This window comes from Myxococcus sp. AB056 (assembly GCF_006547365.1).
Lineage (GTDB): Bacteria > Myxococcota > Myxococcia > Myxococcales > Myxococcaceae > Myxococcus > Myxococcus virescens.
Genome location: NZ_VHLB01000009.1, coordinates 43,638 through 64,237 on the forward strand (window position 1 = coordinate 43,638; position 20,600 = coordinate 64,237).

Below are 20,600 nucleotides of genomic sequence, written 5' to 3' on the forward strand. Positions count from 1 at the left end.
CGGCGCCGTCAGGACACGGGCAGCAGCTGGCGCACCAGCTCCAGCAGGCGGCCTCGCTCCACCTCGCGCTTGACGAGGTACCCGTCCGCGCCCGCCTCCAGACCGGCGGCGCGGTCCTCGGGACTGTCGAGCGACGTCACCAGGATGATGGGCGTGCGGTGCAGCTGCGGGTGCGACTTGATTCGCCGCGCCAGCCCCACGCCGTCCAGCCGGGGCATCTGCCAGTCGCTGACCACCAGTTGGCAGGGCGTGCGCTCCAGGATGCCCCACGCCTCTTCACCGTCCGCCGCCGTCACCACCGGGTAGCCGGCAATCTCCAGCAGCGACTTCATGGCGAAGCGCGTGGTGAGCGCGTCGTCACACACGAGGATGCGAGGCCGCGCCGTCTCGCGAGCCACCGAGCGCGTCTCTGGCCGCGCCGCGCGCACCAGCTCCGCCGCGTTGAGCACCGGCACCACGCGGCCGTCGTCCAGCACCGCCGCGCCCGCCAGGTGCCGCACGCCCTTGAGGTGGCGCCCCAGCGAGCGGACGACAATCTCCTGCTGCCCCACCACCTCGTCGATGGCGAACAGCACCTTGTCCTCGCCCACCGTCAGCAGCGCGGCGGCCTGCACGTTCCCGGAGTCCAGCGCCAACGGCAGCCGGGGCAGGCCAATGGCCTCCGCCAGCGGCAGGAACGTGAGCTGCTCCCCATCCAGCCGCGCCACCACACGGCCCGCCACGGTGCCCACGTCGTCCGGGTTCAGCCGGAGGATGCGATTCACGCTGTCGGAGGGAATGGCGGACACCGTGGTGCCCGTGCGCACGAGCAACCCCAACGCCGCGGCCAGCGTCAGCGGCAGGTCCACGGTGAAGCGCGTGCCCCGGCCCGCCGTGAAGGCCACGTCCACCGAGCCCTGGAGCCGTTGCGCCGTCGCCTGCACCACATCCAGGCCCACGCCCCGCCCGGACGTCGCGGACACCTGCTCCCGCGTGGAGAAGCCTGGCTGGAAGATGAGCCGCGCCGCCTGCGCGTCCGACAGCTTCTCCGCCTCATCGGCCGGCAGCAGCCCCCGCCGCACCGCCGTGGCGCGCACCCGGCTGGGCGACAAGCCGGAGCCGTCATCCTCCACCACCACCGCGATGCGCGAACCCCGAGGCTCCACCCGAACCGTCAGGCGCCCCGCTTCGGGCTTGCCCGCGGCCCGCCGCTCCTCGGTGGACTCCAGGCCGTGGTCGATGGCGTTGCGCACCAAGTGCAGCAGCGGGTCCTTCAGCGCGTCGAGGATGCGCCGGTCCAACCGGACCTCGCCACCCGACAGTTCCAGCGTCACCTGCTTGTCCAGCCGCGCGGACGTCTCGCGCACGGTGCGCCGCAGCGGCTCCAGCACCTGCGAGGCCGGCACCATGCGCAGGTCGCGCAAATCATCGCGCGCCACCTGGGCCACCAGCGTGAGCTGCTCACCGTCGCGGTGCGACTCCTTCGTCAGCTCCAGGAGCTGCTTCTGCAGTCCGCGCATCTGCGTCACGCCCGCGCGGAGCGGCTCCAGCGCGGGACCGCCGCCCGCCATCGCGAGCTGCGACGACGCGCGCTCCAGGTGCATCAGCACCTCGCGCATGCCGTCCATCAACACGCGGTGCGCCGCGCCACGCCGCGTCTGCTGCGCGCGTCCGGCCAGGAGCAGCTCCACCTGAAGCGCGATGGACTCCAGCGTCTTCACCGACACTCGCACCGTCTGGTCCGCCGGTCCGCGGGACTCCGTCGTGGCCGCAGCCCCCGCGGGCCCCTGCGCCGCCGCGCCATCCACGGGCGCGGGAGACGGCGACGCGCGCAGCGAATGGACGGCGCGAGCCACCGCCCCTGCTCCACCCTCGGCCTCCAACGCCGTCCGCAGGTCCACCAGCGTGCCAGCCACGTCCGATGCGGCCAGCCCCGCGGAGTCACCGCCCGGCTCCATGCGCGTGAAGCCCAGCGCCGCGGCTTCCGCCAGCGTGGCCACTTTCTGCGCCCCGGCGGACTCGGCGGACGTCTTCAACGTGCGGGCCCGCTCCACCGCCGTGCGCACCACCGCCGCCCGGTCCGGCACATCCGGCGAGCACAGCGCGCTCAACCCCGCTTCGAGGAGGTCCAACACCTCCAGCCCCTGCGCGGCCGCGCCCGAGGCCGCCGTCTGGGGGATGGCCTCCGCGGACTCGTGGCCCAGGGCGGCCAGCAGCGAGGACAGTCCTTCCACCACGGGCGACTGGCCGGCGTCGCCACGGGCCATGGCGCCTTCGATGGCGGAGAGGCCGCGCAGCATGGCCTCCACCGTATCGCGGGGCAGCCGCTCCTCCTGATTGAAGGTGGCCAGCCCGTCCTCAATGGCGTGCACCACCTGCTCGATGTCGTCCAGGCCCAGGCTGGCCGCGGAGCCCTTGAGGCTGTGGACCAGCCGCTTGAGCGACGGGAGCAGGTCCGGCTCGCGCCCCTGCGCCGGGCCCTCCAGCCCCAACACCTTCGACCCGATGGCTTGAATCTGCTCGCGCGTCTCCGCGGAGAACACCGGCCAGATGCTGCGCAAGAGCTGAGGATCCATGGCGCGTGCCTACTCCCCTTCGGGCCGCGTGGCGGACGGGCCCCCGAGCTGCTCCAGGTCCAACACCGTCAGCCGGTCCGGCGTGAGGAACAAGAAGGGCCCGGGCGGAGGCTGGGACAGCTCCGCCTTCGGCAATTCCTTGCGTCCTTCGACGGACTCCGCCGCCAGCCCGAACCCCTCTTCACTGTCATCCGCCTCGACCACCACCACCTTGCTGAGGTCCGACATGCCGCCCCCCTCCAGCCCCAGGAGCTGGCGCAGGTCCAACACCGGCACCACGCGCGAGCGGCTCACCAGCGCCCCCAGCACGTGCCGGGGAGCACCGGGCAGCGAGGCGATGCCGCGCGCTTCAATCACGTGGTCCACGTGCTCGATTCGCACCGCATAGCGTTCGCCGCCCACCTGGAAGGCCAGCACGGAGAGCACCTCCTGGCGCTCCTCGTGGCGGGATTCGGCCAGGGCCCGGGCACGGGCGCTGAGCACCTCGCGACGCTTCTCGGGGCTCACCCCCTGCTTGCCGTCCAGCAGCGAGTGCGCCTCGGTGAGCTGGCGTCGCAGCCCGGTGTAATCAATCTTGGCATCGTCCTTCGACATGCGCTCAGTACCGGGTCGCGGGGAGCTTCAGGATGTCGCGCACCTTCGAACGAAGGTCGTCCACGGACACCGGCTTGTTGAGGAAGGCGCTGGCGCCCACCAGCTTGCCCTTCTGCCGGCTCGCGTCGTCCTTCAGCGACGTGAGCATCATGAAAGGGGTGTCGTGAAGTTGCCGGTCCGCACGGATCGCCGCGCACAGCGCGAAGCCGTCCATCTCCGGCATCTGCACATCGGAGATGATGAGGTCCGGCTTGAGTTCCCGCGCCTTGGTCAGTCCAATCGCGCCATTCGGAGCGTCGAAGAACTCCAACCCCCACCCCATCAGGTACACCTGAAGAAGGTTGGTGATGGTCTTCGTGTCTTCGACGATGAGCACCTTTGCGTTCATAACTGGTACCTACCCACCAGGTCCGAGAACCGTTTCGAGAGATTGGTCAGATTGCCTGACACCTGTTCGATGCGCCGGGTGCTCTCCACCGAGTCTCCCATGGCGGATGTCAGCTCGCCCATGGCCGTGGAAATCTGCTCCACGCCAATGGTCTGCTGACGCGTGTTGCCGGCAATCTGACGTGCCGCGCCCGACGACTCGCGGATGACCTCCGACAAGCCCAGGATGGTCGTCCCCGCTTCGCGAGCCAGCTCCATGGCCGCCTGCGCCCGGCGGCTGCCTTCCTCCGTGGCGCTGACGGCCTGCCTCGTCCCCTTCTGCACTTCGTTGAGCAGGCCGCGCACCTGCTCCGCGGCGATGCGGGACTGCTCCGCCAGCGTGCGCATCTCCGTGGCCACCACCGCGAAGCCCCGGCCATGCTCCCCGGCCTTGGCCGCTTCAATGGAGGCATTGAGCGCCAGCAGGTTGGACTGCTCGGCCACGTCCTTCACCGTGCCGATGATGTCGCCAATCTGCATCGTGCGCTCACTGAGGTCGGTGATGGACAGGGCAATGGCCTTCACCTGTTCGCCCAGCTTCTCCATGCCGGCGACGCTCTCACTGACGACCTGCTGCCCCTCCGCGCTGAGGGTTTCGGACTTCTGCGTCTGGGAGATGACCGAGTCCGCGTAGGCCGTGGCCTGCTTGGACGTCTGGGCAATCTCCGCCACCGTGGTGCTCGTCTCATTGATGGCGGAGGCCTGCTGGTGGGCCATGGCCGACTGCTGCGTGGAGGTGGCCAGCACGCCCGCCGCCTCGCGCTCCATCTCCGCCGCCGCGCCGCGCAGGTCCTGCAGCAGGTGGGAGAGCGCGTCCGTCATCACCGCGAAGCTGCGCGCCACGTCGCCAATCTCATCCGAGCCCTGGAGGTCCACCTGCTGGCGCAGGTCCCCCGCCGCGATGCCCGCCGCCGCGCGCGCCAGCCGCTCCAGCGGCACCACGAGCATCCCAGACACCAGCCATGCCGCCACCATGCAGGCCACCAGCACGAGCAGGCTGATGATGGCCGTGAAGCGCGTGGCCTCCCGCAGCGTCTGGCTCAGCCCCTCCTCGTGGAGCGCCAGCTGGAGGGTGCCCAGGTGCGCGGTGGAGCCGGCCGAGAGCACGGGCGTCGTCGTCTCCACCAGGCCCGTGCCCTTCACGGACCTGCGGCGGAGCACCGAGGCATCGCCTTCGACGGAGGCCGGAGCCTGCGCCTCGCCGACGTAGCGTTCCGCGGCGGCCTCGCCCAGGAGGACGCCGTCCGCGTCATGGACGCGGACATAGGCGACCTCGGGCCCCAGGCTCAGCGCGCCCTGCACCAACTCCTGCAGCCGCTCCGGGTCGCGCTTCGTGCTCAGCATGGGCGCCAGCGTCTTCGCCAGCTCCACACTCACCGAGTTGGCGCGACGGGACAGGTCGTTGCGAAGCGCGTCGCCCATCTGCATCCACGTCGTGGTGATGAGGATGACGGCCACCAGCCCCCCCGTCGCCCCGGTGAGCGCGAGGATTTTCATCCGCAGACTGAGCCTGGTCCCCGGCGCGCGGCCCGGCGGTGTCAGGTGCGTCCCTTTGACGTCCACGTTGCCTCCCACCTCGTGCGGAGCGCGCGCCTCTCAGCGCACTCCAAGCCAGCCAGCCTGCTCGACTGGCGCCAGGGCCTGCCTCAGGCCGCCGGCCGTCATCGTCTCCACCCCACGCAGCGGGTGTTCATCATCCAGTCCATCCAGCGCGCGCAGGGCGTTCTGCCGCGCACGCTCCGCGTCCTCCGGCCGATCCATGCGCCCATAGAGGGCCACCAGCGTGGCGTGCCCCAGCGCCAACCGGGGCTCCAGGTACAGCGCCTTGCGAACCGCATCCACGGCCCCGTTCAGGTCGCCACGAACCTCGGCCACCATGGAGAGCAGCAGGTACGCCTCGGGAACGAGCGCCTTCGCGGCCTCGCGCGCCAGCGCCTCCGCCTCCTCGAAGTGTCCCGCGCGCGCCGCGATGATGGCGCGCTCCAGGGTAGGAACCTCCTCGGCGGCGAGCGCATCCACGGCCACGGACCGCGGCACGGCCGGAGTGGCGGCGTCTGGCGTTGGCGCGGCCCACGCGGGGCGCGACGTCCCGGGCTCGCTCAGCGCTGGAGGCCCCTCCGCCCCGCGCGACGTCCCCGTCGCGGCGAAATCCCCTGCGGCGGACGAAGCAGAACGGAAAGACGCTCCCGCAGGACCCGACGCCGCGCGGCCGGACACCGGGCCGACACGGGAGTCCTCCAGGGACGTGCCGGACGTCAGAGGCCCTTCGCCTGTCGGTGGCTTTGCGCCCCATGCCGGCACGCGCGCGCGGCGCGCCCTTGAATCGTCCAGCGCCTGAGGCCACCCGGCTGGAGGCACCGGCGAGGCCACCTGATTGCGGCCCATCCCCAGGCGAGGAAGCCGCGCCTCCGGCGTCGCCGCGCGAGGCGCGCCCGGCGCGGGGACCCGAAGCGCCACGCTGCCCTCGGCGTCCACCGTCTCCAGCCCCAGGCCGTTGGTCAGCGGCACCTCCGCCGGAGAGACGAAGAGCAGCCCACCGGGGGCCAACGCGGAGATGAAGCGCTTCAGCACCTCCCGCGCGAGCTCCGTCGGGAAGTAGATGAGCACGTTTCGGCAGAAGATGGCGCCCAGGCCCATGAAGGGCGGCGGATCCACGGCCAGGTTGTGACGCCGGAACTCCACGGCGTGCCGGACCTGGGGGATGACGGCGTAGTCGTCGCCGTTGGCGACCAGGAAGCGCTTCTCCTGCTCCGGCTCGATGCGGCGCAGGGACCACGGGCCGTACACGCCCTCCCGCGCGCGCTGGAGCGCCCGGCCCGACACGTCCGTCGCCAGTACGCGGAAGCGGCCTTCGGGAAAGCCCTCCGCCATCAAGGCCATGGCGATGCTGTAGGGCTCCTCGCCGCTGGCGCAGCCCGCGCTCCACACCTGGAAGCACGGGGCCGGGTGCGCCTGTGCCAGACGCGCCAGGGTGCGCAGTTGCTCCGGGTGACGGAAGAAGTACGTCTCGCCAATGACGGCGTGCTCGATGAAGCACTCCACCGCCGCGGCCTCGCGCACCAGCAGCCTGCGCAGGAAGGCGTCGGGCTCCAAGGCTCGCGAACGCGCGGCCCGGCTCAGCGCCGTCTCCAGCGAGCGGCGCAGGCTGCGCGCCAACGTCACCCCACAGGCCGACTGGAGGACGTCCTCGACCCGGGCCAGCGTCGCGTCGTCGAGCACGCCCTCGCTCACGGCGCCTCCGGCCCCACGAGCACCGCGGCCGTCCGAAGCAACGGGCGCACGCCTTCGGGCGTCCGGCACAGCCCCGCCATCAGCCCGCTGGCATCCCACGGCAGCGGCGACGTCCCATCCGGCGTCCCGTCCACCAGCACCGGGGACTCCACCAGGTCGCGCACGCGGTCCACCAGCACGGCCACCGTCCGCGCACCGCCGCCGCAGACGACCAGGTGCGCATCCAGGGAGGCCTCTCGCTTCACCCCCAGGAGCGCCGCCAGGTCCACGACGACGGCCGGGCTGCCCCGGTAGACGAAGGTCCCCGCCACGTGCGCGGGCGCCCCGGGCAGCGGCTCCAGCTCCACCAGCCGCACCACCTCCTGCACCGTCTCCGCGTCCATCAGCGCGCTGGTCCCCGCCGCGTCCACCGCCAGGTACATCCCTGGAAGTCGCAGCTCGCCCGCCAGCGACGCCAGCTCCTGGCGCAGCTGGGCCTGCTCCTCCTCGAGCTGGCTCAGCCGCTCCTCGACAGAGAGACGGCGCGACTGCGCGACCACGGAATTGTCTGGTGTGTCTGCCATCAGGGGAACTCCCGCCTGTCACTGAAGCGCGGGATTGGAGCACGCTAGTCTGTCCGACAAAGAAGCGTCAATGCGGGCTAACCGGCATTCACTCTCACACGATCGGCGAGTGATGGCGGCAACGGAAGGCATCAGACGTGCTGGATCGGACAGCCTGCTGGTGCGTAGCGCTCGGCAGGTATGGTTTGATGAAGTGCGGCGACACTTCTGGAGAACCGATGTTGCTTGCAGTCTGGGGCTACGAATGATCAAGGGCGACTCGCCGAATCCCGAGGCACCCACTGGAACGGGCACGGATCCTCTCATCGGGCGGAATCTGAACGGCCGCTTCAGCATCCTGGAACCGTTGGGCATCGGGGGCATGGGCAAGGTCTACCGGGCCCTGCAGGCGCCGCTCGAGCGCGTGGTGGCGCTCAAGGTACTCAACCCCAGCTTCCCCAGCAGCCGGGACCCTGGCTTCCAGAAGCGCTTCCTGCGCGAGGCGTCGCTGACGTCCAAGCTGCGCCATCCCAACACCGTCACCGTCATCGACTACGGGCAGACGGACGACGGCATCTTCTACATCGCCATGGAGTACCTGGACGGCCGGACGCTGGCCCAGGTGCTGGGGCAGGTCGGCCCGCTGGCGTGGTCTCGCGCCATCGCCATCACCCAGCAGATCTGCCGCTCGCTGCGCGAGGCGCACAGCCAGGGCATCATCCACCGCGACCTGAAGCCGGCCAACATCATGCTCCTCAACGAGCAGGATCAGGACCTGGTCAAGGTGCTGGACTTCGGCCTGGTGAAGTCGGTGGCGGCGCCCCAGGAGGGGCAGCTCTCTCCTGAAATCACCCAGAACGGCACGTTCCTGGGCTCGCCGCAGTACATGGCGCCCGAGCAGGCGCGCAACGCCACCGACGCACGCAGCGACGTGTACTCGCTGGGCATCGTGCTCTTCCAGATGCTGATGGGGCGTCCGCCGTTCATCGCGCGCGACCACATCGAGCTCATCTTCGCCCACTACAAGGAAGCCCCACCCACCTTCCAGCAGGTGCGGCCGGACCTCCACATCCCGCCGGAAATCGAGGCGGTGGTCCGCCGCTGCCTGGAGAAGGACCCGGCGCGGCGCTACCAGACGATGGACGAGCTGCTGGAGGGCCTGCGCGAAGCGAGCATGGCCGCGGGCGGCAACAGCGGCATCTTCAAGCGGCCCGGCGGCGCGACGACGACGGGCCCCTACCCGTCCCCCGCGCTGTTCTCCAACGTGGGCAACAACACCGAATCCGGCGACACGCTGGCGGTGGACATCAGCGTGGAGGTGCCCCGAGACGTCAAGCGCGCCCGGCAGCGCACGCTGCTCACGGGTGGCGTGGGGGGCCTCGTGTTGGCGGGCCTCATCGCGGGCGGCGCGGTGTTCTTCATGTCGAACAAGGATGCGGCACCACCGGCCCCCGCGCCCCAGGCGGAGGCCCCGGCGCCTGTCGCCGCCGCACCCGCCGTGGAGCCGGCCGCCGAACCCGCTGCCGCCGCGAACACGGGCAAGGTCCGCTTCAAGCTGATGAGCCAGCCCTCCGGCGCCCGCGTCTTCTACCGGGGCAAGGAGCGAGGCGTCACGCCCTTCACCCTGGAGATTCCGTCGGGACAGGATGGCTCCGTCACGGTGGAGCTGACCTTCGCGATGGAGGGCTACCAGATGGAGACCGTCGTCACGGGCGGTACCGGCGAGGTGGTGCTGTCGCAGAAGCTGCAGAAGCGCCGGGGCGGCGCGGGCGGCAGCCGGCACGTCGAGGTGGCCTCCGTGAGCGCGGATGAGACGGCGGAGGAAGTCGAGCCGGTGGCCACGCCGGGCGGCATGTCCGCGCCGGTGATGCTCGCCCCCACGGCCTCGCCCGCCACGGAGCTCCCTGTCGCGGCGGCCGTCGGTGGCGCCACGGCCGCGGCAGCCGACGCGGCTCCGGCCAAGGGCTCGGCGACCGGGCTCGCGCTGCCGGTCCTCCCCACCGCGGCGGTGGCCTCCGCGCGGGGCGACGTGCTCCCCTACAACGAGGACATGCCTCGCCCGGAGATGGTGGACCAGGGCAAGGACATCATCTACACGCGCGAAGCGATGGCCGCGAAGTCGAGCGGCGTGATGATTGTCCGTTGCACCATCACCCAGAAGGGCCGCGTGGAGAAGTGCCGGACCATCAAGTCCGTGGCCCACATGGAGCGCGCGGTGCTCGATGCCCTCACGTCCCGGACCTACAAGCCCATCGTCTACAAGGGCTACCCGGTGAACGTGGACTACACCTTCAGCATGCGCCTGGTGGCACCGCGCCGCTGAGGTTGCATCGCTGACCGCCCCCGCCGGACCCAGCGCGCATCAGGGTCCGGTGGAGGGCACCACGGGAGGCGCGGGAGGAACGGCCGGCACATCACCGCCGGGCGGCACGCCCCAGTCGACCACCGGCCAGCCCCGCTTCCGGGCGTGGCGCCGCAGCCGGTGGTCCGGGTGGACGGCCACGGGCCGCCCCACCACCTCCATCACCGACAGGTCCGAATACGAATCGGTGTAGAAGGCGCATGCCGACAGTTCCACGCCCGCCTCGCGCACATAGGCCTCGGCACAGACGCGCTTGCCCTCGCCGAAGCAGATGGTGCCCAGGGCGCGTCCGGTGTGGAGGCCCGCGCCATCGACCTCGAAGCGGTTGCACAGCACCGCGTCCAGTCCCAGCTCCCGCGCCACCAGCTCCGACAGGTAGCCCGTGGACGACGTCAGCAGGACGAGCCGCTCCCCGGCGCGCCGGTGCGCGTCCAGCACGGCCCAGGCCCCGGGCCGATAGAGCGGCCGCACCTGCTCCGCGTAGAACACGGCGGTGCGCTCCTGGAGCGGCTGCGCGGGCGTACCGGCGAGCTGGGCAATCGCGCGCGCGACGGCGTCCTGCATGGACACGAAGCCCAGGTGGTAGCGCGCAATCCAGAGGCTGGCGCGCAGCGCCTGGAAGCGGGAGATGTGCCCCAGCTCGAGCTCGCGGCGAATCCACAGCGAGCCCGAGTTGGCGGCGATGAGCGTCTTGTCCAGGTCAAAGAATGCGACGGCCACGCCAGGACCTCTAACCCCGCCGGAGGGTCGCCGCAGCGCGGACCGTACGCCGCCGCACACGCGCCAGGACGAGCGCGGCCAGCCCCAGCGCCACCGGTCCCGGCGCCGCCGCGCAGCCGCTGCCCCGGCCGTCCGCCTTCAACGCAAACCCCGCCCCCTCCCGCACGAAGCACTGGGTGGGCGGCAGGTGACGCGGGTAGATGTCACAGAACCCGGCGGCCGACCCCGAGTCGATGACGCGCTTGCGCGTTTCCCCCGGCGGCGCGGTGGCCTCCATGGTGGCGCCCGGGACGAAGACATGGTCCAGCCCCACCACGTGGCCAATCTCGTGCGTCATGGTGTTCTGGATGTCCGTGGCCACACAGTCCACCGAGGGCTCGCCTTCACACACCGGTGAGTCCACCGTGGTGAAGAGGAAGCCGTAGCCCTGTGCCGGCTGGGACGCGTTCAGCTCGATGTCCGAGTCCAACACCCGCCCGTCCCGATAGGAGAACGTGGACGTGGTGAGGCCAATGGTCCCAGGCGGATGCTCCCAGCACTGGTAGACGTTGCCGCACGTCTCTTCGGTCCAGCACGCATCATCCGCCGGGGCAACCTCGTGGCACGACGTCTCCCGGAACGTGATGATGTTGTAGTTGTCCCGGGGACGCGTCTCGTCGTAGCCCACGGCGATGGGCGCTCGCCAGTCCTCGCCCCGGGTGAACCGGTAGTCGCTGCACCCGTCGGAGATGTTCCGCCACGAGTCGAAGGACGCCTCGATGGCCGCCACCTCGGAGTCTCCAGGCGTGCGCGCGCTGCCCGCCGCATCCAGGTGGTAGACGTACTCACGCACCGGCCACACCAGGCACAGCGGGTGCCTGGGCACCACGGTGCGGCGGTAGGACGGCTCCTCCTCCATCTGCGCTTGAGCGGAGGTGGCCAGGCACGCGGCCGCGAGCGCCAGCGCCTTCCTCACTGGACCGCCTCCTCGCGACGGCGGCGGCGCGCCAGCCACAGCGACCAGACGGCCACCAGCGATAGCGCCCCACCCGGCCCCGCCGCGGAGCAACCTCCAGCCTTGGGCCCCAGTTCGATGGACGTCACCGGGTGGAGGCACGACTGGCTGGCCTGCCCCTGGGGGTAGGCGTCACAGACGAAGCCGCGCGAGCCCGAGTCCACCACGCGCTTGGACACCTCTCCCGGCGGCGCGCTGGGATTCATGGTGGAGCCGGTGGCGCGCGTGTGGTCCAGACCGATGAGGTGGCCGACCTCGTGCGTGGCGGTGTTCTGCACGTCGGTGGCCACGCACTGGGTCGTCACCGGCGGGAAGCACGTGCCGCCGTTCGCCGTCGTGAAGGAGAAGCGCGCCGCGTTGAAGGAGATGTCCGAGTCGTAGATGATGCCCGAGCGCTCGTCGTACGTGGTGAGGGTGATGGCGATGGTGTTGTCGTCGTCATCCCAGCAGTCATGCGTGTTGGCACACGTGTCGTCGGCCCAGCACGCATCGCTCGCGGGCACCACGGAGTTGCAGTCCCGGGTCCGGAACAGCACCAGGTTGGTATTGGTTCCCTGGCGCCGGTAGCCCACCTGGCGTTCGTCCACGCGCGGGCCTTCCACCAGCGTGAGGTTGCCGCACTCGGCGAAGATGTTCTGCCAGCTCTGGAAGGAGGCGCGAATCGCGTCGAACTCGGAGTCACCCGCCGTGTCCGGGTTGCCGTAGGTGCTCTGGTTCCAGACGACGCGATTGGACGTCCAGTAGAGGCACTGCGTGCCCGTGTCACCCGCATCGACACGGCTGCGGACGTAGGGGTCCACCTGGCCCAGGGTCAGGGCCAGCATCAGGGGCGCAAGCGGCATCACGGCGTCTGCTCCCCTAGGGCTTCACGGATGGCGGCCTTCAGCTCCGCCAACGTCATGGACTGGAGCGCGGACGCGGCCGGCTTTCGGGTGACGGGGTCCAACAGCTGCGACTCGGTGGGCTCCGGGACGGCCAGCGCCGTCTTTCCCTCGCGCTTCACCTGGAACTTGCCCTGCGCCATGTCGGAGACGCGGAAGGCACGGGGGCCGCGCTTCTGCAGGAAGACCACCACCTCCTCGCCCGGCGTGAAGGACGCCAGGCCGTGCACCACTTGGCCAATGTCCCCCATGCGGCCCCCGGGCTGGGTGACGAGCACCGTGCTCCCAGGCTGGCCCTTGAGCGACTCCGTCACCTGGATTTCGACGTCGGTGAGGATGCGCATCTTGTCGCCGCTCCAGCGGCTCTCCACGCGCCGGACGACCCCGTGGACCACGGTGTCCGCGCCTACCGCGAGCCCGGACAGGTCCACGCGGAGCTGGGTGGTGGCGGTCGCGGGCACGCCCACCAGGAGGACAGCCAGGAGCAACGTGCGAACTACCTGACGAATCGACATACGAGTTCTCCCTGGCCATCCAACTTACTCCAGGAATGCCCCTCCGCGTTGACCCTCCATCCTCGCCCTGCTAATCCGCGCGCCCGTATGCCTCCTGCCCTTCGCGTCCGCTTCGCTCCCTCGCCTACCGGCTACCTTCACATTGGCGGTGCCCGTACGGCGCTGATGAACTTTCTCCAGGCGCGGCGCCAGGGCGGCACCTTCGTCCTTCGCATGGAGGACACGGACCAGGGCCGCTCCACCCCGGAGTCGGTGCAGGCCATCCTGGACGGACTGAACTGGCTGGGCATCGACTGGGATGAGGGCCCCGGTAAGGAAGGCCCCTACGCCCCCTACTTCCAGATGCAGCGGCTGGACACCTACCGCAAGCACGCCGACCAGCTCATCGCGGAGGGCAAGGCCTACCGGTGCTACTGCACGAAGGAGGAGCTCGACGCGCAGCGGCAGGTGGCGGAGAAGGCGGGCGGCGCGTTCAAGTACCCGGGCACCTGCCGCGAGCGGACCGAGCCCCCCGCCGGCCGCAACGCCGCGGACGCCGTCATCCGCTTCAAGATGCCCGCGGGCGACGGTTCCGTGTCCTTCACCGACAAGGCGCTGGGCACCATCACCAAGACGCACAGCGACCTGGATGACTGGGTCATGATGCGGGCGGACGGCATCCCCGTGTACAACTTCGGGTGTGTCATTGATGACCACCTGATGGACATCACCCTGGTCGCGCGCGGCCAGGAGCACGTCAACTCCACCTTCCCGCAGCTCATGCTGTACCAGGCGCTGGGGTGGACGCCGCCCGACTTCGCCCACCTGCCGCTCATCCTGGGCCCGGACCGCGAGAAGCTGTCCAAGCGCAAGCACCCGGAAGCGGACGTGATGGTGCACAAGCGCAACGGCGTCATGCCGGAGGCGCTGCTCAACTTCATCATCCGCCTGGGCTGGAGCCACGGCAACGACGAGGTCATCAGCCGCGAGCAGATGCTCGAGTGGTTCGACTTCAGCGACGTGGGCACCACCTCCGGCGTGTGGAACCCGGAGAAGCTGCTGTGGCTCAACCAGCAGTGGATGAAGCAGCTGCCGGTGGAGACCGTGGTGGAGCGGCTGCTCCCCTTCCTGGAGGCGAAGGGCATCCAGGCGAAGGGCGACCCGCGGCTGGAGACGCTGGTGCGCACGCTGCGCGAGCGCTCCAACACCTTGGAAGACATCGCCACCACCGCGGCCAACGTCTACTTCCGCTCCGGCATCACCCTGGACGAGAAGGCCGCCACCAAGCACCTCTCCGGAGAGTCCCTCAACCTGCTGCGCAAGGTGCGCGAGACGCTCGCCGCGCTGCCGGAGTGGTCGGTGGAGGCGCTGGACGGCGTGGTGAAGCAGGTGAGCGAGGCCTCCAGCGTCGGCATGGGCAAGGTGGCGCAGCCCATCCGCGTGGCACTCACCGGCAACACCACCAGCCCGGGCATCGGCGAGACGCTGGTGCTGGTAGGCCGCGACGAATCCCTGCTGCGCATCGACGCGGCGCTGACGCGCGGTTGAGCCATCAGGCGCAGGTAGCGGTGGACGTCAGCAGCGCAGGCCCCTATCTTTCGGACCCATGATGCGTGCCCTTGACAGCCTGAAACGCGGTTTCTATAAGGCGCGCCCGCTCGGAGCGGCGCTGGTGGCGCTCTGGGCGGTTTCAGCGGGCGCCGAAGTCGTCAATGGCGCGCAGTTGCCGGATGGGTCCAAGCGGGTCGGTGAGAATCGCTACCGGTCGCCCAGGGATTTCGATGGCACGCTGGAGTACTACCGCGCGGTCTACTCGACGAGCGGTTACCCTCGCCGGCAGATCGTGAACCAGCCGGGCGTCAAGGCGGTTCACATCAGCAACCCCTCGGGGAAGAACTTCGCGGGGCTGAACATTTACGAGGCGAACGACGAAGTTCGCATCTACATCGTCCCGACCCAGCAGGCAGCCAGGCCCGCCAAGAAGCCGGAGACGACGAAGAGCAGGAAGAAGTAAACGCCGCACCGAAGTTGTTGCAGTCCCGAAGTGGTATTGGTAGAGAAGCGCCGCGGTCGAGCAGGTCCTTGGGGAATCGTCTAACGGCAGGACAGCAGACTCTGACTCTGCTTATCTAGGTTCGAATCCTAGTTCCCCAGCTCGTAGTCCCGCAGTTGCAGTGCTCGTTGGTCCGAAGCAACCTGAGCAGGACGAAACAAAAGGGTTGACGAGGGCAGACGAAAAAAGGTAGAAATCGCGGGCAGTTAGCAGCGGTTGAAACAAGTATCGGCCCTGTCGTCTAGCGGTTAGGACGGAGCCCTCTCACGGCTCAAACTCGGGTTCGAATCCCGGCAGGGTCACACTGAGACGCCCACCTTCTGAAAAGAAGGTGGGCGTTTCGCTTTGCGGGCCAGTTGCTGGTGGCGCGAGATGGCGCTCCGCGGGGCCCGGCGCCTCTTTCGAGGCGCGGCCCGCGCGTTCCTGCTCACGATTCTGCGGGGTACTTCAGGGCAACGGCGCGGCGATGCTCTGCCGGAAGGCGGCGAGCGCCGCGGCGAGCCGATCTTGCGCCCGCTGCACGCCCCGGCGCAGCAGCAACATGCGCACCTTCTCCGGCAGCGCGACGGCACCCTGGCTGGTGCCGAAGCCCACCAGGTCCATGCGCAGCGTAATCGCCTCCAGCAAATCCCCCAGGTCTGCCTGGGGACTGGCGAGCAGCAGCACGTCGGGCGGCCTGCGCTGGAGGCGCTCGGCCAGCGTGCGCCACTGAGGGTCGCCCGTCTCCACGATGACGACGTCCACGCGCTCCAGTTCGGGGGCGTAGGGCGGCAACTCCACCGCCTCGAAGCCAGCGTCCTGAAGAACGGTGACGGTATTCGCGCTGCCCACGACGGCCACGCGGCCATTGAGGCCCAGGCGCACCGCTTCCTCGTAGGCTCGCAGCTCCGCCTCCAGGGCTTCGTAGGCGAGCTCCGGCGCGTCCTGTCCGGAGGCCAGGAGGGCCGCGGCCTCGCGGGCCACTTCCCGGGCCTGCTCCCGCACGAGCAGGCCCGCCGTCCGGCGCTCCAGGGCGGCGCGCACCTTGGCGCGCAGCACCCGCAGGTCGTCAAAAGGCTTGAGGATGTAGTCACTCGCGCCCGCGGCGAAGGCGGCGACGACGCTTTCGGAGCTGGCGTAGCCGGTAATCATCACCGCTTCCAGGGACGGCTGGAGACGGCGCGCCTCGGCGATGAGCTCCACGCCGCCCATGCCGGGCAGGTTCTTGTCCGTCACCAGGACGTCGAAGCGCTGCTCGGCCAGCAGCGGGAGGGCTTCCTCCGCGCTCGCGGCCAGCGTCACCACCAGGTCGGCATCTCGCTCCAGAAGGCGGGCGCAGATATCCAGCACGACGGGCTCGTCATCCACCACCAGCACCGTCGAGGCGAGCGTCCCCCCTTCCCCTCCTTCACCCTCACCGGTTTCGAACGGGAACTCCATGGCCGCGGAGATTCGCACAGCTCACTTCCAACTACGAAGCCCGCATTTGAGGCCCGCTATGCTGAAGGTGTGGCGAGCTTTCAAGACGCATTGCAGGGCAACCGGGTCCCCGGGCGGCTGGGCGACGTGCGGCTGCGTTATGACGGCGGCCGGCTGGTGGGCGAATCCCTACCGCCGCCCTGGGAGCGGCGTGCCCTGCCTGGACTGCTCATCGGCGTAGGACTGGGGTGCGCGGTGGGCGCCGCCGTCCTGGTAGGCGTCCGGGACGGAACGACGGCGGCCTTCGCCCTGGGCCTGCTCGCGGCGGCCCTGGTGGGTCTGTCCCTCAAGTTGGAGTCCCGGCTGGGCCGCCGGCGCTTCGTCCTGCACTTCCGCACCGAGTCCTTGCGGTTGGAGCAACTGGCCTGGTCACCGGGTGCGACCCGCGCGGCGGTGGTGCCCTTCGACGCGGTGCGGGCCGTCCACATGGTGGAGCGCCCCGGTCCCCGTTACGCGCTGGTGGTGGAGTACGCGCCAGAGAATGCGGAGGGCCCGCTGCGCCGCGCGGTGCTGGTGGAGGCCATCCGCGCCTCTGAGACGCAGACGCTGCACCGCGTGTGGCGCATGCTCAGCAACGCCTTCGGACTCAGGGGAGCGGGGCTCGCCGGAGGGTGATTTCGATTTCGGTGCCCTCCCCTGGCGTGGAGGACAACCGGAGGCTGCCGCCGAACTGAGTGACGAGCTCCCGGCAGATGGACAGGCCCAGTCCGGTTCCCACGCCCACGGGCTTGGTGGTGAACATGGGCTGGAAGACGCGCTCCTGCAGCTCCATGGAAATGCCGCAGCCGTTGTCCGCCACCGTGAGCACCACGTCCTCGGGAGTCGTCGTCCACCGGACCTCGATGCGCCCGGGACGTCCCGTGGTGCCCATGGCCTGCGCCGCGTTGACGATGAGGTTGAGCAGCACCTGGCACAGCTTCACCGGGCCGAAGGTGACGCGCACGGGCTCGCCGTTGCTCGTCAGCCGCGCCCGCTCCCGCACCTCGGCGCGCGCCAGCTTCACCGCGAAGGACACCACTTCCGCGACGTCCGCCGTGGCCTCCAGGTCCTCACCGCGGGCCTGGGCTCGCAGCCCCAGCGCCACCTGCCGCAGGTGCTCGGCACCGTCCGCCAGGTCCTTGATGAGGGCGGGCAGGTCCTCCACCGTCTCCGCCACGGCGGCGTCGGGGTCCGTCTGCAGGTGCCGCGACACGTACTGGATGACGCTGCCCAGGTCGCGCTGCAGCGACGCCACGTTCTGCGACAGGTAGCCCACCGGCCCCATCAGCTCGTGCGCGATGCCCGCCGTCACCTGTCCCAGGGTGGCCAGACGCTCGGACTTCATCATGCGCCCTTCCACCTCGCGGATACGCAGCTCCAGCCGGGCAATCTTGAGCGCGTCGTCGAGTGCGGCCTGGAGCTCCGTCCGGTCCCACGGCTTGACGAAGTAGCGCGTCACCTGGCCGCGGTTGACGGCGTCGATGACGGCCTGCATGTCCGCGTAGGCCGTGACGAGCATGCGCTTGGCGTCCGGAGCAATCGTGCGCGCCCGCTCCAGCAGTTCCACGCCCGTCATGCCCGGCATCCGCTGGTCGGAGAGGATGACGCCAATCTCGCCCCTGCGCTGCTCCAGGAGCGCCAACGCCTCGCTGGGCGAGGAGCTGCGGAAGATGCGAAAGCGCTGCCCGAAGTTCGCGTCGAAGACCCGGAGGTTCAGCGCGTCATCGTCGACGTAGAGGACCGCGGGGAGTTCAGACGGGTTCATGACGCTCCTCCTGGCCAGCGTCCCATGAAGGGGGCCAGGCTGGTAGGGCCTAGGATAGCGCCTCACCCCCTTCGCGATCTGCTGGGTACCGCGCGCACCACCAGGATAGGGCAAACGCCTGACGCGTCGCGCCTTCCGGAGAAGCCCTCTCCGTCCAGGGGTCGTGTCAGCGCGAAGAAGCCGACTGTTGCGGAACCGTGGCCTCCAGGTCGCCTTCCAGCGCCCGGGCCACCGCGTCCACGGAGCCGAAGCTGGCCCGGGGAAGCGACCCCAGGAGCGAGAGCACCAGGGCCGGGGCCTCGTTCTCACGGGCCACCCAGGTCAACTGCCGCGCGGACAGCGGAAAGACGGCGCCGTCGAGCGCCTTGTGCAGCGATTCCGCCAGCGGCAGCGGCGGGCCTACGCGCGACTCCAACTCCGACACACCCTGGGCAAGCCGTTCGCGTGTCATGTCGTCGTTCATTGGACGCAAGTTAAGCAGCGAACGCCCACGGCCGCCGACCTTTTTTCGCGCTCGTGGAGCAGGCAGGGGGACGGGCCGTGCAACCCGCTTGTGGGTGGTCAGCGCGCGGCACACGTCCCACCGTTACCGCCACGAAGTGTGCCGGATGGCACCTGATTGGGAGGACACACCATGGCGGACAACAAGGGTAAATCCGAGGAGACGAAGCACAACGCAGCCGGAGACAACGGCTATGCGGAGCGCATCGAGCATGTGGAGGGCACGCACCCAGAGCCCTGGCCGGGCATCCGCGGTCGCTCGGACGATGAGGAGAATGAGCTGCCGACCGGAACGTCACGCGAGCGTCAGGCAAGCGTGACGCAGACTCAGCGCAAGCTGGAGCAGGAGGCGCACGGCCGCAAGGAGCCGACGCGCAAGTAACAAGGGTCCGTCCGGGCCCTGCCCCGCCCTCGCGCGCCCCAGGACGGGCACGCGGAGCGGGGCAACCGGACGGCCTAGAACAGCAGCCGCGTGGGGTGCTCGAGCAGCCCGCGCAGCTCGCGCAGGAACTCGGCACCAATGGCACCGTCGATGACGCGGTGATCGCACGACAGCGTCGCCGTCATCATCTTCCGGACCGCCAGCTGACCATCGCGCACCACCGCCTTCTCGGAGACGGCACCCACCGCGAGGATGGAGGCCTGCGGCGGGTTGATGACGGCGACGAACTGGTCGATGCCGTACATGCCCAGGTTGCTGACGGTGATGGAGCCGCCGGTGTACTCCTCCGGCTTGAGGGCACGCTTGCGAGCGCGCTCGGCCAGCTCACGCACGCCCGACGCGATGGCCTGCAGGCCCTTCTGGTCCGCATCCCGGAGGATGGGCGTGATGAGGCCTTCCTCCAGCGCCACCGCGATGCCCACGTCCACACTGTGGAACTGGACGACCTTGTCGCCCTGCAGCGAGACGTTGATCTTCGGGTAGCGGCGCACCGCCATGGCCACGGCCTTCACGATGAGGTCGTTGACGGAGACCTTGAGGTCCATCGCCTTCGCCTCTTCGCGCACCTTCGACGCCGCCTCCATGTCCACCTCGATGGTGAGGTAGAAGTGAGGCACGCCAGGCTTCACCTCCGTCATCCGCTGCGCGATGACCTTGCGCATGGACGTGAGGGGGACCACGGTCGGCTCGGGACGCACGCCCAGAGCGGGCTGCGCGGCCGGGGCCTTCTTCGCGACAGGAACCGCCGCCGGTCCACGCGCGAGCGCCTCCTCGATGTCGCGCTTCACCACGCGGCCAGACGGACCGGAGCCACTCACCTGGGTGAGGTCCAGACCCTTCTCGCGCGCGATTCTCTTCGCCACGGGGCTGGCGCGGAGACGCCGGCCACCCACCTGGACCGGAGCCGCCGCGGGCTTCGCCGCCGCCGGCTTCTCAGGAGCCGGAGCAGGCGCCTGGGGCTTCGCCGCCGGAGCGGCCGGGGCCGCCTTGGCGCCCTTCACGGTGAGGTACGCGATGGGCGCACCCACCTTCGCCATCTGGTTCTCTCCGACGACGATCTCCGCCAGGGTGCCGTTGTCGTAGGCCTCGATTTCGAGGTTGGACTTGTCCGTCTCCACCTCGGCCACGGCATCGCCGGAGGACACCTTGTCCCCCTGCTTCTTGAGCCACTTGACGATCTTCCCCTCCGTCATCGTCGGGGACAGGCTCGGCATCTGGATGGCGATGCGGTTGTCGCCGCCGCCCGACGGTGCGGGCTTCGCGGCGGCCTGCGGCGCGGGGGCCGCGGGCGCTGGCTGGGGCTTCTGCGCAGGAGGCGCGGCGGCGGGCGCGGCCTGCTTGCCGGCCTCCACCTTCTCACCCTTCGCACCGATATAGGCGATGGGCGCGCCCACCTTGGCCATCTCGCCCTCGCCAACGAGCACCTGCAGCAGGTACCCGTCGTCGTAGGCCTCGATTTCGAGGTTGGACTTGTCCGTCTCCACCTCGGCCACGGCATCGCCGGAGGACACCTTGTCCCCTTGCTTCTTGAGCCACTTGACGATCTTCCCCTCCGTCATCGTCGGGGACAGGCTCGGCATCTGGATGGGAATGGCCATACGCG

Annotated in this window: 19 protein-coding genes and 2 tRNA genes; 7 read left to right on the forward strand and 14 right to left on the reverse strand. The window is 69.9% G+C overall.

All coding sequences use genetic code 11. The features are described from left to right. Positions 1-8 precede the first annotated feature (8 nt). The 6 genes from FMP39_RS06155 to FMP39_RS06180 are packed head-to-tail and all read right to left on the reverse strand — an operon-like array spanning position 9 to position 7,369. On the reverse strand, positions 9-2,555 hold the full coding sequence (locus FMP39_RS06155) for a response regulator (RefSeq protein ID WP_141589059.1): 2,547 nt from the start codon (positions 2,553-2,555) through the stop codon (positions 9-11). A gap of 9 nt (positions 2,556-2,564) precedes the next feature. Beyond that, positions 2,565-3,149, reverse strand: coding sequence for a chemotaxis protein CheW (locus tag FMP39_RS06160; RefSeq protein WP_011552753.1), 585 nt, complete (start codon positions 3,147-3,149; stop codon positions 2,565-2,567). Positions 3,150-3,153: 4 nt separating this feature from the next. Continuing rightward, entirely contained in the window at positions 3,154-3,537 is a 384-nt protein-coding gene (locus FMP39_RS06165; protein ID WP_011552752.1) for a PleD family two-component system response regulator, read from the reverse strand. Then, positions 3,534-5,150 carry a methyl-accepting chemotaxis protein gene (locus tag FMP39_RS06170; protein ID WP_141589060.1) on the reverse strand — a complete coding sequence of 539 codons (1,617 nt, stop codon included), beginning with the start codon at positions 5,148-5,150 and terminating at the stop codon, positions 3,534-3,536. Before FMP39_RS06170 ends, FMP39_RS06165 begins: the two co-directional genes overlap by 4 nt. A 21-nt stretch (positions 5,151-5,171) precedes the next feature. Continuing rightward, positions 5,172-6,806: a protein-glutamate O-methyltransferase CheR gene (locus FMP39_RS06175; RefSeq protein ID WP_141589061.1), complete on the reverse strand. Its 1,635-nt coding sequence runs from the start codon at positions 6,804-6,806 to the stop codon at positions 5,172-5,174. After that, positions 6,803-7,369: a chemotaxis protein CheW gene (locus tag FMP39_RS06180; RefSeq protein WP_141589062.1), complete on the reverse strand. Its 567-nt coding sequence runs from the start codon at positions 7,367-7,369 to the stop codon at positions 6,803-6,805. The genes FMP39_RS06175 and FMP39_RS06180 overlap by 4 nt, the downstream gene beginning before the upstream one ends. 244 nt (positions 7,370-7,613) lie before the next feature. Here FMP39_RS06180 and FMP39_RS06185 point away from each other — a divergent pair, with 244 nt between their 5' ends. Further along, complete coding sequence (locus FMP39_RS06185) at positions 7,614-9,671, forward strand: TonB family protein (RefSeq protein WP_141589063.1); 2,058 nt, start codon at positions 7,614-7,616, stop codon at positions 9,669-9,671. 39 nt (positions 9,672-9,710) lie between these two features. On the opposite strand, the gene FMP39_RS06190 is transcribed toward FMP39_RS06185, so the two are convergent. From FMP39_RS06190 to FMP39_RS06205, 4 genes are read right to left on the reverse strand one after another with little or no spacing between them, the layout of a single operon-like run. Further along, positions 9,711-10,430 carry an HAD family phosphatase gene (locus tag FMP39_RS06190; protein ID WP_141589064.1) on the reverse strand — a complete coding sequence of 240 codons (720 nt, stop codon included), beginning with the start codon at positions 10,428-10,430 and terminating at the stop codon, positions 9,711-9,713. A gap of 10 nt (positions 10,431-10,440) precedes the next feature. Continuing rightward, positions 10,441-11,424, reverse strand: a complete 984-nt coding sequence (locus tag FMP39_RS06195; protein ID WP_141589065.1) for a myxosortase-dependent metalloprotease, MXAN_2677/MXAN_2678 family — start codon at positions 11,422-11,424, stop codon at positions 10,441-10,443. Further along, complete coding sequence (locus FMP39_RS06200) at positions 11,382-12,269, reverse strand: myxosortase-dependent metalloprotease, MXAN_2677/MXAN_2678 family (protein WP_141589066.1); 888 nt, start codon at positions 12,267-12,269, stop codon at positions 11,382-11,384. The genes FMP39_RS06195 and FMP39_RS06200 overlap by 43 nt, the downstream gene beginning before the upstream one ends. Beyond that, positions 12,266-12,820 (reverse strand): hypothetical protein, encoded by a 555-nt coding sequence (locus FMP39_RS06205; RefSeq protein ID WP_141589067.1) that lies wholly within the window; start codon positions 12,818-12,820, stop codon positions 12,266-12,268. Before FMP39_RS06205 ends, FMP39_RS06200 begins: the two co-directional genes overlap by 4 nt. A gap of 87 nt (positions 12,821-12,907) precedes the next feature. On the opposite strand from FMP39_RS06205, the gene gltX reads away from it, so the two are divergent. The 4 genes from gltX to FMP39_RS06225 all read left to right on the forward strand — a co-directional run bounded on the left by gltX (position 12,908) and on the right by FMP39_RS06225 (position 15,154). Beyond that, on the forward strand, positions 12,908-14,347 hold the full coding sequence (gltX, locus tag FMP39_RS06210) for a glutamate--tRNA ligase (protein ID WP_141589068.1): 1,440 nt from the start codon (positions 12,908-12,910) through the stop codon (positions 14,345-14,347). Between the two features lie 58 nt (positions 14,348-14,405). Continuing rightward, positions 14,406-14,813: a hypothetical protein gene (locus FMP39_RS06215; protein WP_141589069.1), complete on the forward strand. Its 408-nt coding sequence runs from the start codon at positions 14,406-14,408 to the stop codon at positions 14,811-14,813. 69 nt (positions 14,814-14,882) lie between these two features. After that, positions 14,883-14,953 (forward strand) — tRNA-Gln (locus tag FMP39_RS06220). Positions 14,954-15,082: 129 nt separating this feature from the next. Next, positions 15,083-15,154, forward strand: a tRNA-Glu gene (locus FMP39_RS06225). 145 nt (positions 15,155-15,299) lie between these two features. Here the strand turns inward: FMP39_RS06225 and FMP39_RS06230 are convergent. Continuing rightward, positions 15,300-16,289, reverse strand: coding sequence for a response regulator (locus FMP39_RS06230; protein WP_141589070.1), 990 nt, complete (start codon positions 16,287-16,289; stop codon positions 15,300-15,302). Between the two features lie 51 nt (positions 16,290-16,340). Here FMP39_RS06230 and FMP39_RS06235 point away from each other — a divergent pair, with 51 nt between their 5' ends. Continuing rightward, positions 16,341-16,925, forward strand: coding sequence for a hypothetical protein (locus FMP39_RS06235; RefSeq protein WP_141589071.1), 585 nt, complete (start codon positions 16,341-16,343; stop codon positions 16,923-16,925). On the opposite strand, the gene FMP39_RS06240 is transcribed toward FMP39_RS06235, so the two are convergent. Beyond that, positions 16,897-18,054 (reverse strand): sensor histidine kinase, encoded by a 1,158-nt coding sequence (locus FMP39_RS06240; protein ID WP_141589072.1) that lies wholly within the window; start codon positions 18,052-18,054, stop codon positions 16,897-16,899. The genes FMP39_RS06235 and FMP39_RS06240 overlap by 29 nt on opposite strands. 166 nt (positions 18,055-18,220) lie before the next feature. After that, positions 18,221-18,517, reverse strand: a complete 297-nt coding sequence (locus FMP39_RS06245; RefSeq protein WP_026113961.1) for a DUF2795 domain-containing protein — start codon at positions 18,515-18,517, stop codon at positions 18,221-18,223. Between the two features lie 171 nt (positions 18,518-18,688). On the opposite strand from FMP39_RS06245, the gene FMP39_RS06250 reads away from it, so the two are divergent. Continuing rightward, positions 18,689-18,937: a hypothetical protein gene (locus FMP39_RS06250; protein ID WP_090489079.1), complete on the forward strand. Its 249-nt coding sequence runs from the start codon at positions 18,689-18,691 to the stop codon at positions 18,935-18,937. A 74-nt stretch (positions 18,938-19,011) separates the two neighbouring features. Here the strand turns inward: FMP39_RS06250 and FMP39_RS06255 are convergent, their stop codons facing one another. Continuing rightward, positions 19,012-20,595 carry a pyruvate dehydrogenase complex dihydrolipoamide acetyltransferase gene (locus tag FMP39_RS06255; protein WP_141589073.1) on the reverse strand — a complete coding sequence of 528 codons (1,584 nt, stop codon included), beginning with the start codon at positions 20,593-20,595 and terminating at the stop codon, positions 19,012-19,014. Positions 20,596-20,600 lie beyond the last annotated feature (5 nt).

What these genes read in the sequence shown, in the direction of transcription:
- FMP39_RS06255 (WP_141589073.1), bottom strand. Translation starts at nt 20,595, where the DNA reads ATGGCCATTCCCATCCAGATGCCGAGCCTGTCCCCGACGATGACGGAG.
- FMP39_RS06160 (WP_011552753.1), bottom strand. Translation starts at nt 3,149, where the DNA reads ATGTCGAAGGACGATGCCAAGATTGATTACACCGGGCTGCGACGCCAG.
- FMP39_RS06240 (WP_141589072.1), bottom strand. Translation starts at nt 18,054, where the DNA reads ATGAACCCGTCTGAACTCCCCGCGGTCCTCTACGTCGACGATGACGCG.
- FMP39_RS06165 (WP_011552752.1), bottom strand. Translation starts at nt 3,537, where the DNA reads ATGAACGCAAAGGTGCTCATCGTCGAAGACACGAAGACCATCACCAAC.
- FMP39_RS06245 (WP_026113961.1), bottom strand. Translation starts at nt 18,517, where the DNA reads ATGAACGACGACATGACACGCGAACGGCTTGCCCAGGGTGTGTCGGAG.
- gltX (WP_141589068.1), top strand. Translation starts at nt 12,908, where the DNA reads ATGCCTCCTGCCCTTCGCGTCCGCTTCGCTCCCTCGCCTACCGGCTAC.
- FMP39_RS06205 (WP_141589067.1), bottom strand. Translation starts at nt 12,820, where the DNA reads ATGTCGATTCGTCAGGTAGTTCGCACGTTGCTCCTGGCTGTCCTCCTG.
- FMP39_RS06185 (WP_141589063.1), top strand. Translation starts at nt 7,614, where the DNA reads ATGATCAAGGGCGACTCGCCGAATCCCGAGGCACCCACTGGAACGGGC.
- FMP39_RS06155 (WP_141589059.1), bottom strand. Translation starts at nt 2,555, where the DNA reads ATGGATCCTCAGCTCTTGCGCAGCATCTGGCCGGTGTTCTCCGCGGAG.
- FMP39_RS06215 (WP_141589069.1), top strand. Translation starts at nt 14,406, where the DNA reads ATGATGCGTGCCCTTGACAGCCTGAAACGCGGTTTCTATAAGGCGCGC.
- FMP39_RS06180 (WP_141589062.1), bottom strand. Translation starts at nt 7,369, where the DNA reads ATGGCAGACACACCAGACAATTCCGTGGTCGCGCAGTCGCGCCGTCTC.
- FMP39_RS06250 (WP_090489079.1), top strand. Translation starts at nt 18,689, where the DNA reads ATGGCGGACAACAAGGGTAAATCCGAGGAGACGAAGCACAACGCAGCC.